The following is a 20,617-nucleotide window of genomic DNA, read 5'->3' as shown; positions in this document are numbered from 1 at the left end:
GTCGGGCGGGTGAGTTCCCCCACCGGTCCGGCGGCCAAGACCGAGCGCCTGCTCAACCTCGTGCTCTGCCTGCTCTACACCCGCCGCCCCCTGCCCAAGTCGCGGATCCGTGCCGTCGTCCCGCAGTACGGCGACGCCACCAGCGACGAGGCCTTCGACCGGATGTTCGAGCGCGACAAGGACGAGCTGCGCGAGCTCGGCATCCCGCTCGTCACCGAGGACATCGGCGGGGCGTGGGACGACGAGGTGGGCTACCGGATCGACCAGCGTGAGTACGCCCTCCCGGACATCTCCTTCGAGGCCGACGAGCTGGCCGTGCTGGGGTTGGCGAGCCGCACGTGGGCGCACGCCTCGCTGGCCGGTCCCGCGGCCCAGGCGCTGCGCAAGCTCAAGGCGGCCGGCATCGAACGTGACGGTGACTCGCTCATCGGCATCGAGCCCCGCCTCGGCACCAGCGAGCCGGCCTTCGAGCCGGTCAAGAACGCCGTCGTCGGGCAGCGCACGATCTCCTTCGGCTACCGCACTGGTGGCGAGGGCGCGGTGATGACCCGCGTCGTGCAGCCCTGGGGGCTCGCGTCGTGGCACGGGCGCTGGTACCTCACAGGTTTCGACCTGGACCGCGACGCGGCGAGGGTCTTCCGGCTGTCGCGCATCGACGGCGACGTCACCGAGGTCAGGCAGGCGCAGCCGTATGCCGTGCCCGCCGACCACCGCGCGCAGGAGATGATCAGCACCTCCGTGGGTGAGCAGCGGACCCGCGACGCGGTCGTCCGGGTCCGGGCCGACCGGGGCAACACGTTGCGTCGCCGGGCCACGAGCACGACCGACCTGGGGGAGTGGAGCGAGCTGGTGGTGCCGTTCGGCGACGACGACGCGCTGGCCGACGAGGTGTCTGGCTACGGCGCTGACGTCGTCGTCACGTCTCCGCCGGAGGTGCGCGAGCTGGTGGTCCAGCGACTGCGTGGCGCGCTGGCCGCGCACTCGGGCGGTGCGGCATGACGCCGCCTCCCAAGAGGGCCAGGACCCTCCCGGAGACGGCCACCGACCGGCTGGCCCGGCTCCTGACGATGGTGCCGTGGCTCGTCGCCCGGCAGGGGATCGACCTCGACCAGGCAGCCGCCGAGCTCGGCATCACTGTCGAGCAGCTCGAGACCGACCTGCGCCTGCTCTTCCTCTGTGGCTACGGGCAGATGCCCGACGAGCTGATCGACGCCCAGTGGGAGAACGGCAGGGTCTTCGTCACCAACGCCGACACCATCGCCCGGCCGCTGCGGCTCGGTCGCGACGAGGCCCTGACCCTCATGGTGGGACTGCGTGCACTGGCCTCGGTCCCCGGCCTGGGGGAGCGGGACGCCATCGAGCGGGCGATGGCCAAGCTCGAGCAGGCCACCGGCGCGAGCGCCGAGGCCGCAGCCCGCGTCGAGGTGTCGATCAACGAGGGGGTCGAGGCTGACCTGCTGGCCGACGCCCGCCGTGCGGTCGAGGGGCATCGCCGGGTGCACCTGCGCTACCTCGTGCCGAGCCGCGACGAGGCCACCGAGCGTGACGTCGACCCCATGCGCGTGGTGAACCTCGACTCGCGCTGGTACCTCGAGGGGTGGTGCCACCTCGCCCAGGACACCCGCACCTTCCGCATGGACCGGATCGCCCGCCTCGAGGTGCTCGACGAGGACGGCACTCCACCGCCCGATGCCCAGCTGCGGGACCTCGACCTGGGGGCCTTCACCCCCCGTCCGGACGACACCCCCGTCACCCTGCGACTGCAGCCGGGGGCCACCTGGGTCAGTGACTACTACCCGGTGGACTCGGTGCAGACCGAGCCCGACGGGTCGCAGACCGTCACCCTGCGCACGGCCGACACCCTCTGGCTCCGTCGGCTGGTCTGGCGGCTCGGCGGCCGCGGCACGGTCCTCGCCCCGGCCGACGTGGCGGCCTCCGTGCGCGAGGGCGCACAGGAGGCCCTGCAGGCCTACGAGTAGGGTCGTCCCGTGTGGTGGTGGATCCTGATCTGGGCGCTGCTGGTGCTGATCGCGCTGGCCTACCTGGCGACCCGCGCCTGGGGCGTCTGGGGCCAGTTCAAGGAGCTCACGGCCGAGGTCAGCCGCTCCTCCCGGACCGTGGCCGCGCTGCAGGCCGAGACCGACCGCCTCGGTGAGCGACCTCCTCCTCCGCAAGCCGACATCTTCGGCGACCCCCGTCAGCTGCGCCGGGAACGCGACGCCACCCGCGCCTCGTTGAAGCAGCAGCGGCGCGCCCGGCTGGCCGCGCGGCGTCCAAGCTGGGCCCGACACCTAGACTGACTGCAGTGCCGCACCCCCGGCACGACCGAGATCATGGTCACCTGGTGACCGAGAGGAAATGAGTAGCATGCGCGGACTGTTCGAGGGCTGGCACCTCATCATCTTGCTCGTCCTCCTGGTCGTGCTCTTCGGCTTCAAGCGCCTTCCGGATGCCGCGCGCTCCATCGGTCGGTCGATGCGCATCTTCAAGTCCGAGGTCGACGAGATGAAGAACGACGGCAAGTCGGCGGCGAGCGCTGACACCGTGAAGGGCGAGACGGTCAAGGACGCGGGCGCGAGCCCCGGCACCGAGGGCACCAACCCGATCCGCGAGGACAACACCCCGCGCACGGACAACAGCTCCGGCGCCTCCTAGAGTCCCCAGCTCCTTCGCCACCCACGACCATGGCCTTCCGGCGTGCCCGCAACCCTGAGGGGCGGATGTCCCTCGGCGACCACCTGCGCGAGCTCCGCCGACGGTTCCTGATCTCCGCGATCACCCTCCTCGCGGGTGCGGTGCTGGGCTGGATCTCCTACGAGCGGGTCTACGACCAACTGGCGGCACCGTTCAACGAGTACAAGAACCAGAACCCCACGAGCGTCATCAGCCTGAACTTCGGTAACGCCACCGCGGCCTTCTCCCAGCAGGTCAGCCTGTCGATCTTCGTCGGGGTGCTGCTCTCGAGCCCGGTGTGGCTCTACCAGCTGTGGGCCTTCATCGTGCCGGGCCTCACCAAGAAGGAGCGGCGGGTGTCGCTCGCGTTCATCGCGGCGACCGTTCCGCTGTTCCTGGCGGGCTGTGCACTGGCCTACTACGTGCTGCCGAAGGTGCTGGAGGTGCTCTACGGGTTCACGCCTGCCGGCGCGTCGAACATCCAGCAGGTCAGCGACTACTTCTCGTTCGTCACCCGGTTCATCCTGGCCTTCGGCTGCGCGTTCCTGATGCCCGTCTTCCTGGTGGCGCTCAACGCCATCGGGATCCTGCCCGCCTCCGCGATGATCAATGCCTGGCGGCCGGCGATCTTCGGCATCTTCGTCATCTCGGCCATCGCCACGCCGACGCCGGACGCGTTCACGATGTTCCTGTTGGCCATACCGCTGTGCATCCTCTACGTGGCGGCCATCCTCGTCAGCAAGCTCATCGAGCGGGCGCGCCGCAAGAACCGTCCCGAGTGGGTCGAGGTGCCCGACGACGAGGCCTCGTCGTTGTGACCAAGCGCATCGGCCTGGTCGTCAACCCCACCTCGGGGAAGAACCGGGGGATGTCGCTCGGCATCGAGGTCGCCCAGCGGATGAGGGCGGCCGGCCACGACGTCGTCGACCTCTCCGACGAGACGTATGCCGCGGCTCGCGACCGCGCGCTCGGCGCCATCGCGCAGGGCCTGGACGTCCTGGCCGTGGTGGGTGGTGACGGCATGGTGCACCTCGGCGTCGACCTCGCGGCGGAGACCAAGACGACGCTGGCCATCATCGCCGCCGGCACCGGGAACGACGTCGCCCGTGGCCTGGGCCTGCCGGTCCACGACCCGGTGCGGGCGGCCGACCTCGTGACCACCGGCGTGCCCCGCACCATCGATGCCGTCCGCCACGTCGACGCCCACGGCATCCGGCACTGGTACGTGGGGGTGCTCGGTGCCGGCTTCGACTCGCTCGTCAACGAGCGTGCCAACACCTGGCCGTGGCCCAAGGGGCAGATGCGCTACAACCTCGCCATCCTCCGCGAGCTCCCGCTGTTCAAGGCGATTCCCTATGTCGTGACCGTGGACGGGGTCCGTCACGAGACCAAGGCGATGCTCGTCGTGGTCGGCAACGGACCGAGCTACGGGGGAGGCATGCAGGTGCTGCCGGACGCGCAGTTCGACGACGGCCTGCTCGACGTGCTCCTGCTCCACGAGATCAGCACGATGGAGTTCCTCAAGGTCTTTCCCAAGGTGTTCAAGGGCGCCCACGTGGGTCATCCTGCGGTCGAGATCATCCGCGGTCGGTCGGTCACGCTCGAGGCCGCCGGCATCGTGGCCTACGCCGACGGCGAGCGGTTCGCCCCGCTGCCGCTGACCGTCGAGGTGGTCCCCGGCGCGGTGACGGTGCTGGCGCCTGCCGCACCGTAGGCTCGGGAGCATGTCGACGCCCGCTGAGCGATACGCCGCAAACGCCAGCCGCGCGGCATACGAGAAGTCGCAGTTGGCCGCCTTCGCGGCCACGGTCGGGTTCCCCCTCGACGACTTCCAGGTGCAGGCCTGCCAAGCCGTGGAGGCGGGTCGTGGCGTGCTCGTCGCGGCGCCGACGGGTGCGGGCAAGACCATCGTCGGTGAGTTCGCCGTGCACCTGGCCCTGGCCAGCGGTCGCAAGGCGTTCTACACCACCCCGATCAAGGCGCTGTCCAACCAGAAGTACAACGACCTCGTCCGGCGCCACGGCGCGAAGAACGTCGGGCTGCTCACCGGCGACTCCTCGATCAACGGCGAGGCACCCGTCGTCGTCATGACGACCGAGGTGCTCCGCAACATGATGTATGCCGGGTCGTCCACCCTGCACGGCCTCGGCTTCGTCGTGATGGACGAGGTGCACTACCTCGCCGACCGGTTCCGCGGGGCGGTGTGGGAGGAGGTCATCATCCACCTCCCGCAGGACGTGCAGGTCGTCTCGCTGTCCGCCACCGTGAGCAACGCCGAGGAGTTCGGTGCGTGGCTGTCCGAGGTGCGCGGCGGCGTCGACATCATCGTGTCGGAGCACCGGCCGGTGCCGCTGTGGCAGCACATGATGGTCTCGCAGTCGATGTACGACCTGTTCGTCGACGAGGCGTCCGCTCCCGTCACCGGCATCGACGCCACGAGGGTGAATCCCGAGCTGCTGCAGGCGATCCGCCAGTCGGAGCAACGCGGTCGGTGGGACGAAGGGGCCCGTCACGGCTCACACTCCGACCGGCACGGCCGCGGTGGCAGGGGCAAGGGCCCGCGGGGGCCCGGCGGTGGTCACGGCGGCCGGGGAATGGCCCGCACGTCTGGGGGACGTCCCGGCGGGGGAGCGACGCGCTCGGAGGTCGTCCAGCGGCTCGAGCGTGAGGGACTCCTCCCCGCGATCACCTTCATCTTCAGCCGGGTTGGCTGCGAGGCGGCGGTCGGTCAGCTGCTGCGCGACGGCGTCCGGCTGATCACGGAGGCCGAGGGAGACAAGATCCGGCGCACCGTCGAGGAGCGGGTGTCGTCCCTGGCCGACGAGGACCTCGGTGTGCTCGGCTACTGGGACTTCGTCGACGGCCTCACCCGAGGGTTCGCCGCCCACCACGCGGGGATGCTGCCCACCTTCCGCGAGATCGTCGAGGAGCTGTTCACGGCCGGCCGGATCCGGGCGGTCTTCGCCACCGAGACGCTGGCCCTCGGCATCAACATGCCGGCGCGCACCGTGGTCATCGAGAAGCTCGTGAAGTTCAACGGCGAGACCCACGCCGACATCACGCCGGCCGAGTACACCCAGCTGACCGGTCGGGCCGGCCGCCGGGGGATCGACGTCGAGGGCCACGCCCTGGTGCAGTGGAACCGGGGGATGGACCCGCTCGCCGTGGCCGGGCTGGCGTCCACCCGCACCTACCCGCTCCGCTCGTCGTTCCGCCCGACCTACAACATGGCCGTCAACCTCGTGGCCCAGGTGGGGCGCGAGACGTCCCGCGAGATCCTCGAGACGTCGTTCGCGCAGTTCCAGGCCGACCGTGCCGTCGTCGGCATGGCCCGCGCCGTGCGGAAGAACGAGGAGGGCCTCGAGGGGTACGCCGAGGGAATGGCCTGCCACCTCGGCGACTTCGCGGAGTATGCCGCGCTGCGCCACGAGATCGCCCGGCTGGAGAAGGACGGCGCCCGGGAGCGGTCGGCCAGTCGACGAGCCGAGGCTGCGGTCTCGCTGGAGACGCTGCGGATCGGCGACGTCATCAAGATCCCGTCGGGTCGTCGCGCCGGGTACGCCGTCGTGGTGCAGCCGTCCAAGTCCTACCGGGGCGAGACACCGGCCCCGACCGTGGTCACCGAGGACAAGCAGCTGCTCAAGCTGACGCTCGTCGACGTCCCCACGCCCGTCGAGGCCGTCGGGCACGTGAAGGTGCCGCCGCACTTCAACGCCAAGAGCCCCAAAGCCCGTCGCGACCTCGCCACCTCGTTGCGCATCGCGGTGCCCCACGACCCGCCGCCGTCCCGCTCGCGTGGCTCCGCGGCATACGCAGGGAGCGCCGAGGACGGCCGCATCGCCGAGCTGCGTCGCCAGCTCAAGGCCCACCCGTGCCACCAGTGTCCCGACCGTGAGGACCACGCCCGCTGGGCGGAGCGGTGGTGGCGGCTCAAGCGCGAGACCGTCGGGCTGCAGCGCAAGGTGGAGGGGCGGACCAACTCGGTCGCCAGGACCTTCGACCGGATCTGCACGCTGCTCGGGGAGATGGGCTACCTGTCCGACAGCGGTGACCTGGTGACTGCGCAGGGCGAGAACCTCCGTCGCCTCTACACCGAGAAGGACCTGCTCGCGGCCGAGTGCCTGCGCCTCGGCGTGTGGAAGCGGCTCGACCCGGCCGGGCTCGCGTCGGTCGTGTCAGCCCTCATCCACGAGCCTCGGCGCGACGAGACCGACCCGTCACCGCGGATGCCGAACGAGGACGTGGCCGAGGCGGTCCGCGAGATGAACCGGCTCTGGTCGGTGCTCGAGGACCGCGAGCGCGAGCTGGGCCTGCCGCTCACCGGCGACCCCGACGCCGGGATGGCCTGGATGATGCACCGCTGGGCAAGCGGTCGACAGCTCGAGGAGGTGCTGCGGGGGTCCGACATGGCGGCCGGCGACTTCGTGCGGCGCTGCAAGCAGGTGGTCGACCTGCTCGGCCAGATCGGTGACGCGGCTCCTGAGCCGACCCTGCGCGCCACGTCGCGCAAGGCCATCGACGCCGTGATGCGTGGCGTGGTCGCCGCCGACCGCCTCGACTGAGGGGTTGGAGCGGAGCATCCGCAGTCCGAAGGTCCGGCCGGGCGTCGGAGGTGGCTGCCGCGAGCCGGGCCCGCAACGACCGGATCTGGCCGATGAGCGGTCGCGTCAGTGATGGGCGACGGCGACCCTCACACCGAGTGCGATGAGCACGAGGCCCGTGACCCGCTCAACAGCGACGCGCACTCTGTCACGCGCCATGATGCTCCCGAGAACGCCGACGGCAAGCGAGAAGATTCGCCACCACACGATCCCCATGCCGAGGAACGCCGCAGCGAGAACTGCTGTAGTGGCGAACGGCTCCTCTCCGCGCGAGATGAACTGCGGAATGAGCGTCAGGAAGATCAGCGCAATCTTTGGGTTGAGGAGGTTGCTCATGAGCCCTTGGCGGAACGCCTGCTTGCGTCCGAGTACCGCCTCGGGGACGCCACCTGGGGCCGCGACTTGGTCGTCGGCGGCGCCTGCCGCCTTTCGGGAGTGCACGAGCGCCGTCACCCCTAGATAGATGAGGTAGGCCGCACCAGCAAACTTGATGACCGTGAACGCGGCGGCGGAGGCGGCAAGCACCGCCGCCAGCCCGACCGCAGAAGCGGCCGCGTAGACCGCGATACCCGCACAGCAGCCAAGACCCGTCCACCAAGCGGTCCGGACGCCTCCGCGCATCCCGTTACGAAGCACCAAGGCCATGTCTGGCCCGGGAGTCACCGTGAGCAACGAGATGACCGCGAGGAACGGCATGAGTTGGTTGGGCACCGGTCAACGATAGGGCAGGCGATCCCACCGTTGTGCTCGGCAGCGACCCGCTGGGACGGGCCCGTGAGTGGCTACTTGGCACGCTTCAAGGGTCAATCTCGTCGCTCAGGCCGCGATCAGGGGGCTCTTGAGCGGGTTGACGCTCGGAGTTGCGGTCGAGCCCTCCGTGCAGGTCGGCGTCGCCTGTTGCAGTGAGTGCAGTGTGGCGGCTTCAGCCCGAACCATTGTCAGACCCTCCCTCTAGGGTGGACACATGTTCGAGTCGGGGGATGTGAGCCAGGCGGTCGACGCCGTGCGCACCTTCATGGCCTCCCTGGCCGCGCTCGAGGGTGGGTCCGATGCCGAGCGCATCGACCTGATCAGCACCCTCGAGTCGCTCAAAGGTGCGGCCGCGGCCGCGCAGGCCAGGCTGGCGGTGAAGTTCGCCGCCTCGCAGGAGTCCGCGCAGGCCGCCTCGGGCGTCCCCGCCCGAGAGCGGGGCAGGGGAGTGGCTGCCCAGATCGCGCTGGCGCGGCGCGAGTCGCCGCATCGCGGGTCGAGGCACCTGGGCTTCGCTCGGGCGATGGTCGACGAGATGCCCGAGACGATGGCCCACCTCACGGCAGGACGGCTCAGCGAGTGGCGCGCGACCGTCTTGTGTCGCGAGACAGCCGTCTTGTCCGTCGAGGACCGGCGTGAGGTCGACCGCCGACTCGCTGCTGACCTTCCATCCATGGGTGATGCACAAGTGGCGCGAGCAGCGCGAGGGCTCGCCGCCCAGCTCGACCCGGAGTCGGTGGCCCGTCGGGCCAGCAAGGCCGCCGCCGAGCGCTGCGTGTCCCTCCGGCCAGCGCCCGACACGATGACCTACCTGAGTGGGCTCCTGCCGGTGGCCCAAGGCGTCGCCACGTATGCCGCGTTGGACCGCCGCGCGACCGAGCTGATCGCTGCGGGTGACGGGCGTGGCCGCGGCCAGATCATGGCCGACACGCTCGTCGAGCGGGTCACCGGCCAGGCGACCGCCGACGCCGTCCCCATCGAGGTCAACCTCGTGATGCCGGTCGACGCTCTGCTTGGCTCAGACGACCAGCCAAGCGAGGTGCTGGGTCACGGGCCGATCGGTGCGGGTCCCGCCCGTCGCCTGCTCGACGCCGCGGCACGTGGTGGTGCCCCGATCTGGTTCCGTCGACTGTTCGTCAGCCCGGACGAGAGGCAGCTCGTGGCGCTCGAGAGCCGAAGGCGGCTGTTCCCCGACGGCCTCAGGCGGTTCCTGGTCCTGCGCGACAAGACCTGTCGCACTCCGTGGTGCGATGCCCCGATCCGGCACGCCGACCACGTCGTGGCAGCCGGTCGTGACGGGCCGACCAGCGCCGGCAACGGGCAGGGCCTGTGCGAGGCCTGCAACCAGACCAAGGAAGCCGTGGGCTGGAGCGCAGAGGTGCTGCAGGACGGACTTGCGGGTGGTCGGCCTGGGCTCTCAGACAGGCGACACCGGGTGCGGCTGCGCACGCCGACCGGCCATACCTACGACTCGACGGCAGCGCCCCTGCTCGAGGCCAGGCGAGCGAGCCCGGACTTCAGCTGGGTCGAGCACGCCCTCGAGGTCAGGCTGGCGGCCGCGTAGCTCGACCCCGCTACTCGATGCGCAGGGCGGACAGCACCCGGTTGAACGAGCTGGTCACCCCGAACTCGCTCGCGATCCGGCTCATCAGCACGGGGTCCGCCACCTCGGTCGGCAGGGCCAGGTCCACCTCGTCGACCGGTGCGTCGCGAGTCACCCGCACCACGGTGGGCGCCACATCGAGGTACGCCGTCGCCGCCTCGAGGTTGGCCCGCCGGGCTCCCTTGATGGCCGGAACCCCAGAGTCCACCGCCGCGCGAAGACCGGCGAGCGAGCCGTACTCGGCGATGAGCTGAGCCGCGGTCTTGTCGCCGATGCCCTTGACCCCGGGAAGACCGTCGCTGGTGTCGCCGCGCAGGACCGACATGTCCAGGTAGGAGTCACCACTCTCCACGGCATACCGCTCCCGCAGGTAGTCCTGGGTCGCGAGGTCGGGGTCTCGCACCCCGCCCTTGCCGGTGTAGAGAACGCGCACGCCTCGAGCGTCGTCGACGAGCTGCAAGAGGTCGCGGTCTCCCGTCACGATGTCGACCTTCATGGTGCCGCCCCACCGGGTGGCCAGGGTGCCGATCACGTCGTCGGCCTCGAAGCCGTCGGCCCCCAGCCGGGCGATCCCCAGCGCTGCCAGCGCGTCGACGATGACCGGCACCTGGGGCGCCAGGTCGTCCGGCACCTCTTCGGCGACGGTGTCGTCCGACGCCGGGTGGGCCTGGTCTGGCGCCGTCCCCGCCACGGGTGCGGGCGACTCCTCCGTCACCCGGTGCGCCTTGTAGCTGGGCAGCAGGTCGACCCGCCACTGCGGTCGCCAGTCGTTGTCCCAGCAGGCCGCGAGGTGGGTCGGCTGGTGGGTCGTGACGAGGGAGGCGATCATGTCGAGGAACCCACGGATCGCGTTCGTGGGTGGCTGGGAGGGGTCAGATCGCTGGTCGGGGACACCGAAGAACGCCCGGAAGTAGAGGGAAGCGCTGTCGAGCAGCATGAGACGGCCGGTGCCGGCGGGCGGGGTCATGGCGGACATGCTCCCACTACGACCCGCGAGACGGGCCCGTCCTCAGTAGGGTATGGGCGTGGAAGACCTCGATCGACGCATCGTCGACCTGCTTCGCGCCGACGGCCGGATGAGCTACACCGACCTGGGCAAGGCCATGGGCCTGTCCACCTCCGCGGTGCACCAGCGGGTCCGCCGGCTCGAGGAGCGTGGCGTCGTCAAGGGGTATGCCGCGCTCGTGGACTTCACTGCCCTCGACCTCCCGTTGACGGCCTTCATCTCCATCTCACCGCTGGATCCCGCTGCGCCCGACGACATCCCCGACCGACTGCGCGACATCACCGAGCTCGAGGCCTGCCACTCGGTGGCGGGGGAGGAGAACTACATCCTCAAGGCCAGGGTGCGGACTCCCGGCGACCTCGAGACGTTGCTGGCTCGGATCCGGGCCGCCGCCAACGTGGCGACCCGCACCACCGTGGTGCTCTCGACGCCCTGGGAGTAGAGACTCAGCGGGCGATCGACGCGATGGTTGCCTTCGTCGCGACCACCAGGTCACCTGGTGCCAGGGAGAGGTCGAGCCCGCGTCGCCCACCCGAGACGTAGACCCGCTCGAAGCTCAGGGCTGACTCGTCGACGACCGTCGGGAGCGCCTTGCGCTGACCGATCGGGGAGATGCCACCCACGACGTAGCCGGTGGAGCGTTCGGCGTCAGACGGCTGCGCCATCGCGACCTTCTTCAGCCCGAGCGCCGAGGCAACTGCCTTGAGGTCGAGCTGCCGGTCGACGGGCACCACACCCACGGCCAGACCCGAGTCACCGATCACGAGCAGGGTCTTGAAGACCTGGCCCGGCGGCACCGACAACGCGGCAGCGGCCTCCATTCCGTAGGAGGCCGCTCCCGGGTCATGGTCGTAGGGGTGCAGCTCGAAGGCCAGCCCGAGTCGGGTCAGGGCCGTCGTGGCAGGAGTGCCTGAGGCCAACCTCAGCGCTTCTCGACGCGCTTCACGAGCGACCAGGCTGCAGGGAGCAGGCCGGCGGCCGCCGCGATCTTGATGGCGTCACCGATGAGGAACGGGGTCATGCCAGCCTTCAGCCCGGCCTGCAGGTCCATGCCGGTCGCGTTCATCAGCCAGGACACACCCACGGCGTAGATGATCAGGTTGCCGAGGGCCATGGTGACGACGGTCTTGGCGACGGTCCGGTCACCACCGCGCTGCGCCAGCCAGCCGACGAGCGTCGCCGCGATGACATAGCCGATGATGTAGCCGAAGGTGACGCCGCCCCAGCCGTCCTTGTGGTTGGCGAACCAGTTGACCCCGAGGCCACCGGCGACGAGGTACGTGCCGACGCTCAGCAGGGCCCGCAGGCCGCCGAGCGAGGCTCCGGTGAGCAGCACCGCGAAGGTGCCGAGCGTGAGGGGGACCGGCGTGCCGGGGAGCGGGATGTGCCACTGCGCCAGCAGGCCGATGAAACCGGCACCTGCGGCGACGAGGGCGAGGTCGCGGACCCGGGCCCCGACCGAGGCCGGGACACCGGCGACGGCAGGGACGTAGTCGGCGAGGACGCGCTTGCGGGGGAGGGCGATAGCAGTCACGGGAGCAACCTAGCGAAAGCCGGCCACGCGGCATACGCATGTCTCACGTCGACCACGTCACACCCCCCGCGTCACCGACTCAGACGAGCGACGCCTCACGGCTGGCGGCGGCGCGCTCGACGGCCACGGCGTGGGCAGCCTCGTGGTCGCCCTCCTCGCGCCACCACTGCTGACCGGCCTCGGGCAGCGTGTAGATCGGGTCGTAGTAGACGTAGTCGCGTGACAGCGCGTCGGTGTCCGCGCCCTCGATCGAGGTGCGGTAGTTCTTGCGCCAGAACGACATACCGCGCTCGGTGTCGTAGCTGTCGACCTGGTGCACCCAGCGCTTGCCGACGTAGGGCACGTCGCACACGATGCGCGGCGTGGCGAAGCCGGGCAGGTAACCCATCATCGAGTGCTGCAAGTGCTGCGCCTCGGCGAGCGAGAGCCGCCAGTGCTCGGAGAACGGGATCATGTCGCACATGTAGAAGTAGTACGGGGTGATCATCGCGTCGTCCTGGAGCGCGAAGCAGAGGTCGAGCAGCTGCTCGGTGGTGTCGTTGACCCCACGCATGAGGACGCCCTGGTTGCGCACGTCGCGGACGCCGGCCTCGAGCATCGCCTTGGCCGCATCCGCGACGAGCGGGGTGACGGACTGGGCGTTGTTGACGTGGGTGTGGATCGCCAGCGAGACACCGCGCGACCGCGCCTTCGCGGAGACGCGGGCCACGCCCTCGACCACGTCGGGCTGGAGCCAGTGCTGCGGCAGACCCATGAGCGCCTTGGTGGCCAGCCGGATGTCGCGGATGTTGTCGACGTCGAGGAGCTTGTCGATGAAGCCCTCGAGGTTCTTCCACGGCATGTTGGCGACGTCACCGCCGGAGACGACGACGTCGCGCACCTGCGGGGTCTGCTGGAGGTAGGCGAGCATCGCCGCGTATCGGTCGACGGGCTTGCCGGTCAGCTTGAGCTTGTCGATCACCGCCGTGGAGTTGCCGACGAGGTCCATGCGGGTGCAGTGGCCGCAGTACTGCGGACAGGTCGGCAGCAGCTCGGCGAGCACCTTGGTGGGGTAGCGGTGGGTGAGGCCCTCGGCGACCCACATGTCGTGCTCGTGCAGGCTGTCGCGGGTGGCGTGCGGGTGCGAGGGCCAGTCGGTGCGACGGTCGGAGAACACCGGGAGCATGTAGCGCCGGATCGGGTCGGCGTAGAACGCCCGGGTGAACTCGGCACCCGCCGCGGGCGGCGTGCCGTCGGCCCAGGTCAGCTCGCTGACCATGGTGTTCATCATCTGCGGCGGCACCAGCATCGACATCGTCGCCCGCTCGGCCTGGTCGCGCTCGAGGTCGGCGTAGAACGGGTCTGTGAGCAGGTCGCCCATGAGCTCGCGGAGCTGCTTGATGTTCTTGACGCAGTGGGCGCGCTGCCACTGGGCGCTGGCCCAGTCGGTGGCGGTCACGTCACGCCAGCCGGGGAACCGGGTCCAGTCGGGCTCCACCAGCTCGCGGTGCCGGTAGACGTAGGGCTGCTCGATCGCGGTGCTCATGCATGGCAGGATACGGGACAGGTTCCGATGAAATCGACCAACCGCCGCAACTTTTGCGGTGAGTGTCGCTATTGATGGGAGATTCTGTGTCTGCGTCGATCGAACGCCGATCCACGCCGTCCTCGCCGGTGGGTCTGCACCGCGTGCTCGAACCGGCCGGGGCCTGCCTCCCGCAGGCCGCAGCCCGGTTGGACGCCACCGCCGAGCTGTGGCCCGACGAGGTGCGGATCGCGATCGAGACGCTCAACCTCGACGCCGCGTCGTTCCGCCAGCTCACCGAGAAGCACGGCGGGGACGGCGACGCGGTCCGCGCCGAGGTCCTCGAGATCGTCGCCACCCGGGGCAAGATGCAGAACCCCGTGACCGGCTCGGGCGGCATGCTCATCGGCACCGTCGCCGAGGTCGGACCGGAGTCGACCCTCGGTCTGTCGGTCGGCGACCGCGTCGCCACCCTCGTCTCCCTGTCCCTGACCCCGCTCGTGATCACCGACGAGCTCGGCGGTTGGGACGGGCGGTCCGAACGCGTCCCGGCCCAGGGGCACGCGATCCTCTTCGGGCGATCGATCGCCGCCCAGCTGCCCGAGGACCTCGACCCCGACCTTGCCCTCATGGTGATGGACGTGTGCGGCGCCCCTGCCCTCGTCGCCAGGGTCGTGCGTGAGTATGCCGAGCGCGGACTCGCGCCGACCGTGGCGGTCCTCGGCGGGGCCGGCAAGTCCGGCTCGCTGTCCCTCGCTGCTGCCGCCGATGCCGGAGCCGGTCGCCGGATCGCGGTGGTGCCCGTGCAGCGTGAGGCCGACCTGCTCGAAGGCACCGGCCTGGCCGACGAGGTCGTCATCGCCGACGCGCGCAGCCCGTTGGGCCTCTCGGAGGCAGTGGCCGCGGCGGGCGGTCCGGCTGACGTCACCGTCGTCTGCGTCGATGTGCCCGGGTGTGAGCAGCCCGCCATCCTGTCGACCGCCCAGGGCGGCACGATCATCTACTTCTCCATGGCGACGCACTTCGCGGCAGCCGCCCTCGGCGCCGAGGGCGTGGCGGCCGACGTGCGCATGCTGGTGGGCAACGGCTACGTCCCTGGCCATGCGGCATACGCACTGGAGCTGATCCGGAGCAACGCCGCGGTGCGCGGCTTGTTCGAGGGACGGCTGGAGGAGTAGCAGGACCAAGGGCCTATCGCTGCGCCACGCAGCGTGGTGGGGTTGGCGCATGCCGCAGAACTCCGTCGTGCCCGAAGAGCTGACCTACTCCGCCGAGGACCTCGAGTTCGACCTGCGGTGGTGGGCCGCGGCCAACTACCTGACCGTGGGGCAGATCTACCTGCGCGACAACGCCCTGCTCCGCGAGCCGCTGGCCCTGGCCCACACCAAGCCGCGACTGCTCGGGCACTGGGGCACGAGTCCGGGCCTGTCGATGATCTACGCGCTGGTGAACCGGCGGATCCGCGAGACCGACTCCGACTGGCTCTACGTCACCGGCCCGGGACACGGCGGTCCGGCACTGGTGGCGGCAGCCTGGCTCGAGGGCACCTACAGCGAGGTCTACCCCCACGTCGGTGACGACGCCGAGGGCGTGCTGCGGCTGTTCCGCCAGTTCTCCTCGCCCGGGGGCATCCCCAGCCACGTCAGCGTGCAGACCCCGGGCTCCATCCACGAGGGGGGCGAGCTCGGCTACGCGCTGGTCCATGCCGCCGGGGCGGCGTTCGACCACCCCGACCTCGTCGTGGCCTGCGTGGTCGGTGACGGGGAGGCCGAGACCGGCCCGATGGCCGCCTCCTGGCGCCTGCCGAACTTCCTCAACCCGCGTCGGGACGGCGCGGTGCTGCCGATCCTGCACGTCAACGGCTACAAGATCGCGGGGCCGACCGTCCTGGGGCGCACCAGCGACGGGGATGTCGAGGCCTATCTGAGCAGCCAGGGCTGGGACCCCGTGACCGTCAGCGGCGACGACCCCCAGGAGGTGTTCCCGGCGTTCCGCGCCGCCCTGGCCGCCGCCCACGACCGGATCCGGGAGATCCAGGACGAGGCCCGCGACGGCGACGGGCCGGCGCAGCCGGTCCGGCACGCGTGGCCGGCGATCGTCCTGCGCACGCCCAAGGGCTGGACCGGTCCGGCCGTGGTCGACGGCAAGCAGGTCGAGGGCACGAACCTCGCCCACCAGGTGCCGCTGTCCGGCCTCGCGAAGGACCCCGAACACCTCAGGATGCTCGAGGAGTGGCTGCAGACCTACCGCCCCGACCAGCTCTTCGACGCCGACGGGCGGCTCGTGCCCGCGCTGCGTGACCTCGCGCCGGAGGGGGACAAGCGGATGTCGGCGACTCCCTACGCCAACGGCGGGCGGCTGAGGGCCGAGCTGCCCGAGGTGGACCTCACGGCGCACGAGTTCACGGTGACGCCGTCCACGCGTGGCCAGCTCTCGCTGGAGAACACCATCACCTCGGGTCGGCTCATGCGCGACCTGTATGCCGCGACGGCCCGTCCCGACGGTGGCGGCACCTTCCGGCTGTTCTCGCCGGACGAGACCGCGAGCAACCGGCTGCAGCCGGTGTTCGAGGTGACCGACCGCTGCTTCATGGGTCCGCTGCGGGACACCGACGAGCAGCTGGGGCCGGACGGCAGGGTCATGGAGGTGTTGAGCGAGCACCTCTGCGAGGGCTGGCTCGAGGGCTACCTGCTCAGCGGTCGCCACGGGGTCTTCGCGACCTACGAGGCGTTCGCGATGGTGTCGGCGTCGATGGCGGTCCAGCACGTGAAGTGGCTCCAGCACGCGCAGGAGCTGCCGTGGCGCGCTGACGTGTCGTCCCTGAACGTGCTGCTCACCTCGACCTGCTGGCGCAACGACCACAACGGCTTCTCCCACCAGGGTCCCGGGCTGATCGACTGCCTCATCCCGCTGTCGCCGGAGGTCGTGCGGGTCTGGCTGCCGCCGGACGCCAACACCACCCTGTCGATCACCGACCACTGCCTGCGCAGCACCAACCACGTCAACCTCATCGTGGTCGACAAGCAGAAGCACCTCCAGTACCTCACCCTCGACGAGGCCCACGCGCACTGCGCCGCCGGCGCCGGCGTGTGGGAGTGGGCCAGCACCTGCGGCCCGGACGACGACCCGGACATCGTGCTGGCCTGTGCCGGCGACGTGCCGACCCAGGAGGCGCTGGCCGCGGTGGAGCTGCTCGCCGAGCACGTGCCGGACCTGCGGGTGCGGTTCGTCAACGTGGTCGACCTGATGGGGCTGCTGCCCGAGAACGACCACCCCCACGGATACTCCGACAGCACGTTCGACGGGCTGTTCACCCCAGACAAGCACGTGGTCTTCGCGTTCCACGGATATCCCCGCGCCGTCCACCAGCTCATCCACGGCCGCAGCGACCCGGGTCGGTTCCACGTGCGCGGCTTCAGCGAGCAGGGCACCACGACGACGCCGTTCGACATGGTCGTGCTCAACCGGATGAGCCGTTTCCACCTCGCCCTGGAGGTGCTGCGCAGGGCCGAGCGACGGGTGGCCGGCTGGGACACCCTGACCGAGCTGTGCGAGCGACGGCTGGCCGAGCACCGGCCCTACATCGAGGAGCACCTCGAGGACCTGCCCGAGATCGCCGACTGGACGTGGCGCGGCCTGGGCGGCCACCCGGCGACCGACCGGACGGGCCGGTAGTTTCGACCCGTGGCCACCAGCATCTACATCGCCGGCACCGAGGCGCAGTCCGGCAAGTCAGCGGTGGCGGTCGGGCTGCTCGACCAGCTGTCCAGGCGAGCCGGGAGGGTCGGGGTCTACCGGCCCATCGTCCGAGCCGGGGTGCCCGACGAGCTGGTCCGCACGCTGTTGTCGCAGCTGCCGGGCGACCTGACCGTCGAGCGGGCCTGCGGCGTCACCTACGACGACCTGCACGCCGACCCGGAGCGGGCGATGGGGGCGATCGTGGACCGGTTCCACGAGGTCGCGCACGCGCACGACGTCGTGCTGGTGGTCGGGTCGGACTTCACCGACGTGGCGGCCCCCACGGAGTTCTCGGTCAACGCGGCCGTCGCCGCCAACCTCGGGTCGCGCCTCCTGCTCGTCGTCCCCGCCCAGGGCCGCGACCCCGTCGAGGTGGCCACGACCGCCGAGATGGCCGTGCAGGCCGCGCGCGAGGCCCACGCCCACGTCACAGGGGTGGTGGCCAACCAGGTGTCACCGGACCGGCTCACCGAGACGCAGCGGGCCGTGTCAGCGCGCGTCCACGTCCCCGTGCAGGCCCTGCCCGAGACCCCGCTGCTCAGGGCACCGACCGTCAAGGACCTCCTCGACGCCTGCGCCGGTCGGCTCGTGCACGGCGACCCCGCCTGGCTCGACCGCGAGTGCATGGGCCTGGTCGTGGCCGCCATGACGATGCCGCACGTCCTCGACCGGCTGATCGAGGGCGGCGTGGTGATCGTGCCCGGCGACCGTGAGGACGTCGTGCTCGGGGTGCTGCTTGCACACCGGTCCAAGACCTTCCCGACACTGTCCGGGATCGTGCTCAACGGCGGGTTCCCCCTGCCGCCCCAGGTCGAGCGGCTCATCGAGGGGCTCGACGTCGTGCTGCCGGTGATCGCCACCGACGGCGGCACGATGACCACCGCGTCGCGGCTCGGCGCTGCCCGGGGCCGGCTCACCCCCGACTCGACCCGCAAGCTCGAGGCCGCCGTCGCCATGGTCGAGCGCGGGCTGGACGCCGAGGCCCTGCTCGGTCCGGTCGTCGCAGCCGGCGGTGGCGCGGTCACGCCGCTGATGTTCGAGCACCGCCTGGTGGAGGACGCCCGCGCGGCCGGGGCGCACATCGTGCTGCCCGAGGGCGCCGAGGACCGCATCCTGCTCGCCGCCGACCTGGTCCTGTCCAGGGGCATCGCCCGGCTGACCCTCCTCGGCGCCGAGGAGACGATCCGGGCGAATGCCGCGCGTCTGGGCGTGGACATCTCCGGAGCCGACGTCGTCGACCCGGCCACCAGCACGCTGCGCGAGTCCTTCGCCACCGACTACGCCACCCTTCGAGCCCACAAGGGCGTCACCCTCGACCAGGCCCGGGACCGGGTGGTCGACCCGTCGTACTTCGGCACGATGATGGTGCACCAGGGGCTGGCCGACGGCATGGTCTCGGGGTGCATCACGACCACTGCGCACACGATCCGACCCGCCCTGGAGATCGTGCGCACCGCGCCGGACGTCTCGGTCGTCTCCAGCGTCTTCCTGATGTGCCTCGCCGACCGGGTGCTGGTCTACGGCGACTGCGCCGTCAACCCCGACCCCACCGCCGAGCAGCTGGCCGACATCGCGATCTCGTCGGCGCGCACGGCCCGGCAGTTCGGCATCGAGCCCCGCGTCGCGATGCTGTCGTACTCGACGGGGGAGTCGGGCAGCGGCGCCGACGTCGACAAGGTGCGGGCCGCCACCGCCCTGGTCCACCAACGCGCGCCGGAGCTCCTCGTCGAGGGACCGATCCAGTACGACGCCGCCGTCGACCCCCACGTCGCAGCGACCAAGCTCAAGGACAGCCCGGTCGCCGGTCGCGCCACCGTGCTGGTGTTCCCCGACCTCAACACCGGCAACAACACCTACAAGGCCGTGCAGCGCAGCGCCGCGGCGGTGGCCATCGGCCCCGTGCTCCAGGGACTCAACCAACCCGTCAACGACCTGTCCCGAGGCGCCCTGGTGCGCGACATCGTCAACACCATCGCGATCACCGCCGTCCAGGCCGGCGCCTGATGTCATCGCGGACGGTCCTGGTCGTCAACGCCGGCTCGTCGTCGCTGAAGTACCAGGTCCTCGACGCGACGACGGGCGAGACCGCGGCGACCGGCCTCGTCGACCAGATCGGTGGCCACGGGCGCCTCGAGCACACCACCGGCGGCCGCACCTCGACGGCCGATGTGAGCTGCCCCGACCACCGCGCCGCGCTGGAGGCAGCCCGCTCGGCGCTGCGCGAGCACGGACCAGACCTGATGGCGACCCCGCCCATCGCGGTGGGGCACCGCGTCGTGCACGGGGGACCCCTGTTCACCGAGCCGGTGGTCATCGACGACGGCGTGATCGCCGCGATCCGTGAGCTGGTCCCGCTGGCGCCCCTGCACAACCCCGCCAACCTCGAGGGGATCCTCAGCGCCCGGGAGTCGTTCCCGGACGTGCCACAGGTGGCGGTCTTCGACACCGCCTTCCACCAGAGCCTCCCCGCGCACGCCCACACGTATGCCGTGCCCAGCGCGTGGCGCGAACGCCACCAGGTCAGGCGCTACGGCTTCCACGGCACGTCCCACCGCTTCGTGTCGCGGCGGACCGCCGAGCTCCTCGGCCGCCGCCCCGAGGACTGCAACGTCATCGTGCTCCACCTCGGCAACGGCGCCAGCGCCTGCGCGGTCCAGGGCGGCCGCAGCATCGACACCTCGATGGGGCTGTCCCCCCTCGAGGGCCTCGTGATGGGCACCCGGTCAGGCGACGTCGACCCGGCGCTGGGTGCCTACCTGGCTCGGGTTGCGGACCTGGACGCCACGGCATACGACGAGGCGCTCAACAAGGCCAGCGGCCTCCTCGGCCTCGCGGGCGTCTCCGACCTGCGCGAGCTCGAACGCCGCCGCACCGCTGGCGACGCGAACGCCGCCCTGGCCTTCGACGTGATGGTCTACCGGCTGCGCAAGTACGTCGGTGCGTATGCCGTGGCGCTGGGCCGGGTGGACGCCGTCGCGTTCACCGGCGGGATCGGTGAAAACAGCGTCGCCGTCCGGGCCGCGGTGCTGTCGGGCCTGGGAGCCCTCGGTGTCGTCCCCGACCACGACGCCAACGCCGGTGACGACCCGGAACGGCTGGTCACGGCAGCCGACAGCCGGATCCCCGCCTACGTCGTCCCGACCAACGAGGAGCTGGAGATCGCCCGGGCCTGCCTCGCCGTCCTGGGGGAGGACGCCCCCGTCTAGGG

Annotated in this window: 18 protein-coding genes; 13 read left to right on the top strand and 5 right to left on the bottom strand. The window is 70.9% G+C overall.

Features of this window, described 5'->3' with window-relative positions; all coding sequences use genetic code 11:
- Nucleotides 1-9: 9 nt before the first annotated feature.
- The 7 genes from AC1DWJ_RS01750 (at nt 10) to AC1DWJ_RS01720 (ending at nt 7,235) form a co-directional block, all read left to right on the top strand.
- Entirely contained in the window at nt 10-999 is a 990-nt protein-coding gene (locus AC1DWJ_RS01750) for a helix-turn-helix transcriptional regulator (protein ID WP_477619845.1), read from the top strand.
- Nucleotides 996-1,979: a helix-turn-helix transcriptional regulator gene (locus AC1DWJ_RS01745; RefSeq protein WP_477619844.1), complete on the top strand. Its 984-nt coding sequence runs from the start codon at nt 996-998 to the stop codon at nt 1,977-1,979. Before AC1DWJ_RS01750 ends, AC1DWJ_RS01745 begins: the two co-directional genes overlap by 4 nt.
- A gap of 9 nt (nt 1,980-1,988) precedes the next feature.
- Nucleotides 1,989-2,300, top strand: coding sequence for a hypothetical protein (locus AC1DWJ_RS01740; RefSeq protein ID WP_457255284.1), 312 nt, complete (start codon nt 1,989-1,991; stop codon nt 2,298-2,300).
- Between the two features lie 67 nt (nt 2,301-2,367).
- Nucleotides 2,368-2,655: a Sec-independent protein translocase subunit TatA gene (gene tatA, locus AC1DWJ_RS01735; protein WP_056921004.1), complete on the top strand. Its 288-nt coding sequence runs from the start codon at nt 2,368-2,370 to the stop codon at nt 2,653-2,655.
- A 29-nt stretch (nt 2,656-2,684) separates the two neighbouring features.
- Nucleotides 2,685-3,491 (top strand): twin-arginine translocase subunit TatC, encoded by an 807-nt coding sequence (tatC, locus tag AC1DWJ_RS01730; protein WP_457255283.1) that lies wholly within the window; start codon nt 2,685-2,687, stop codon nt 3,489-3,491.
- Nucleotides 3,488-4,387, top strand: coding sequence for a YegS/Rv2252/BmrU family lipid kinase (locus AC1DWJ_RS01725; protein ID WP_457255282.1), 900 nt, complete (start codon nt 3,488-3,490; stop codon nt 4,385-4,387). The genes tatC and AC1DWJ_RS01725 overlap by 4 nt, the downstream gene beginning before the upstream one ends.
- 10 nt (nt 4,388-4,397) lie before the next feature.
- Nucleotides 4,398-7,235 carry a DEAD/DEAH box helicase gene (locus tag AC1DWJ_RS01720; protein WP_457255281.1) on the top strand — a complete coding sequence of 946 codons (2,838 nt, stop codon included), beginning with the start codon at nt 4,398-4,400 and terminating at the stop codon, nt 7,233-7,235.
- Nucleotides 7,236-7,340: 105 nt separating this feature from the next.
- Here AC1DWJ_RS01720 and AC1DWJ_RS01715 read toward each other — a convergent pair whose 3' ends face one another.
- Complete coding sequence (locus AC1DWJ_RS01715; protein ID WP_457255280.1) at nt 7,341-7,985, bottom strand: LysE family translocator; 645 nt, start codon at nt 7,983-7,985, stop codon at nt 7,341-7,343.
- 253 nt (nt 7,986-8,238) lie between these two features.
- On the opposite strand from AC1DWJ_RS01715, the gene AC1DWJ_RS01710 reads away from it, so the two are divergent.
- Nucleotides 8,239-9,588, top strand: a complete 1,350-nt coding sequence (locus tag AC1DWJ_RS01710) for an HNH endonuclease (protein ID WP_477619843.1) — start codon at nt 8,239-8,241, stop codon at nt 9,586-9,588.
- 10 nt (nt 9,589-9,598) lie between these two features.
- On the opposite strand, the gene AC1DWJ_RS01705 is transcribed toward AC1DWJ_RS01710, so the two are convergent.
- Nucleotides 9,599-10,594: a 5'-3' exonuclease gene (locus tag AC1DWJ_RS01705; protein WP_457255278.1), complete on the bottom strand. Its 996-nt coding sequence runs from the start codon at nt 10,592-10,594 to the stop codon at nt 9,599-9,601.
- A gap of 58 nt (nt 10,595-10,652) precedes the next feature.
- Between AC1DWJ_RS01705 and AC1DWJ_RS01700 the strand changes: the two genes are divergently transcribed.
- Complete coding sequence (locus AC1DWJ_RS01700; RefSeq protein ID WP_457255277.1) at nt 10,653-11,075, top strand: Lrp/AsnC family transcriptional regulator; 423 nt, start codon at nt 10,653-10,655, stop codon at nt 11,073-11,075.
- Between the two features lie 4 nt (nt 11,076-11,079).
- Here AC1DWJ_RS01700 and ybaK read toward each other — a convergent pair whose 3' ends face one another.
- From ybaK to AC1DWJ_RS01685, 3 genes are all read right to left on the bottom strand, one after another.
- Entirely contained in the window at nt 11,080-11,553 is a 474-nt protein-coding gene (gene ybaK / locus AC1DWJ_RS01695) for a Cys-tRNA(Pro) deacylase (protein ID WP_457255276.1), read from the bottom strand.
- Between the two features lie 2 nt (nt 11,554-11,555).
- A complete protein-coding gene (locus tag AC1DWJ_RS01690; RefSeq protein WP_457255275.1) occupies nt 11,556-12,167 on the bottom strand; it encodes a biotin transporter BioY in 612 nt (203 codons plus the stop codon).
- Nucleotides 12,168-12,246: 79 nt separating this feature from the next.
- Nucleotides 12,247-13,692 (bottom strand): KamA family radical SAM protein, encoded by a 1,446-nt coding sequence (locus AC1DWJ_RS01685; RefSeq protein ID WP_457255274.1) that lies wholly within the window; start codon nt 13,690-13,692, stop codon nt 12,247-12,249.
- A gap of 86 nt (nt 13,693-13,778) precedes the next feature.
- Between AC1DWJ_RS01685 and kdd the strand changes: the two genes are divergently transcribed.
- The 4 genes from kdd to AC1DWJ_RS01665 are packed head-to-tail and all read left to right on the top strand — an operon-like array spanning nt 13,779 to nt 20,615.
- Nucleotides 13,779-14,849: an L-erythro-3,5-diaminohexanoate dehydrogenase gene (gene kdd / locus AC1DWJ_RS01680; protein ID WP_477619842.1), complete on the top strand. Its 1,071-nt coding sequence runs from the start codon at nt 13,779-13,781 to the stop codon at nt 14,847-14,849.
- A 49-nt stretch (nt 14,850-14,898) separates the two neighbouring features.
- Nucleotides 14,899-17,346 carry a phosphoketolase family protein gene (locus AC1DWJ_RS01675; RefSeq protein ID WP_477619841.1) on the top strand — a complete coding sequence of 816 codons (2,448 nt, stop codon included), beginning with the start codon at nt 14,899-14,901 and terminating at the stop codon, nt 17,344-17,346.
- A gap of 9 nt (nt 17,347-17,355) precedes the next feature.
- Nucleotides 17,356-19,413, top strand: coding sequence for a phosphate acetyltransferase (pta, locus tag AC1DWJ_RS01670; protein ID WP_477619840.1), 2,058 nt, complete (start codon nt 17,356-17,358; stop codon nt 19,411-19,413).
- Nucleotides 19,413-20,615, top strand: a complete 1,203-nt coding sequence (locus AC1DWJ_RS01665) for an acetate/propionate family kinase (protein ID WP_477619839.1) — start codon at nt 19,413-19,415, stop codon at nt 20,613-20,615. Before pta ends, AC1DWJ_RS01665 begins: the two co-directional genes overlap by 1 nt.
- Nucleotides 20,616-20,617 lie beyond the last annotated feature (2 nt).

Source organism: Pedococcus sp. P2_D7 (genome assembly GCF_056404295.1).
This window is presented reverse-complemented; position numbering and strand designations above follow the sequence as displayed.

Excerpts from the sequence above, each read along its gene's own strand:
- AC1DWJ_RS01675 (WP_477619841.1), top strand. The coding sequence starts at position 14,899 with ATGCCGCAGAACTCCGTCGTGCCCGAAGAGCTGACCTACTCCGCCGAG.
- AC1DWJ_RS01710 (WP_477619843.1), top strand. The coding sequence starts at position 8,239 with ATGTTCGAGTCGGGGGATGTGAGCCAGGCGGTCGACGCCGTGCGCACC.
- AC1DWJ_RS01720 (WP_457255281.1), top strand. The coding sequence starts at position 4,398 with ATGTCGACGCCCGCTGAGCGATACGCCGCAAACGCCAGCCGCGCGGCA.
- AC1DWJ_RS01705 (WP_457255278.1), bottom strand. The coding sequence starts at position 10,594 with ATGACCCCGCCCGCCGGCACCGGCCGTCTCATGCTGCTCGACAGCGCT.
- AC1DWJ_RS01745 (WP_477619844.1), top strand. The coding sequence starts at position 996 with ATGACGCCGCCTCCCAAGAGGGCCAGGACCCTCCCGGAGACGGCCACC.
- AC1DWJ_RS01685 (WP_457255274.1), bottom strand. The coding sequence starts at position 13,692 with ATGAGCACCGCGATCGAGCAGCCCTACGTCTACCGGCACCGCGAGCTG.
- tatA (WP_056921004.1), top strand. The coding sequence starts at position 2,368 with ATGCGCGGACTGTTCGAGGGCTGGCACCTCATCATCTTGCTCGTCCTC.
- tatC (WP_457255283.1), top strand. The coding sequence starts at position 2,685 with ATGGCCTTCCGGCGTGCCCGCAACCCTGAGGGGCGGATGTCCCTCGGC.
- AC1DWJ_RS01665 (WP_477619839.1), top strand. The coding sequence starts at position 19,413 with ATGTCATCGCGGACGGTCCTGGTCGTCAACGCCGGCTCGTCGTCGCTG.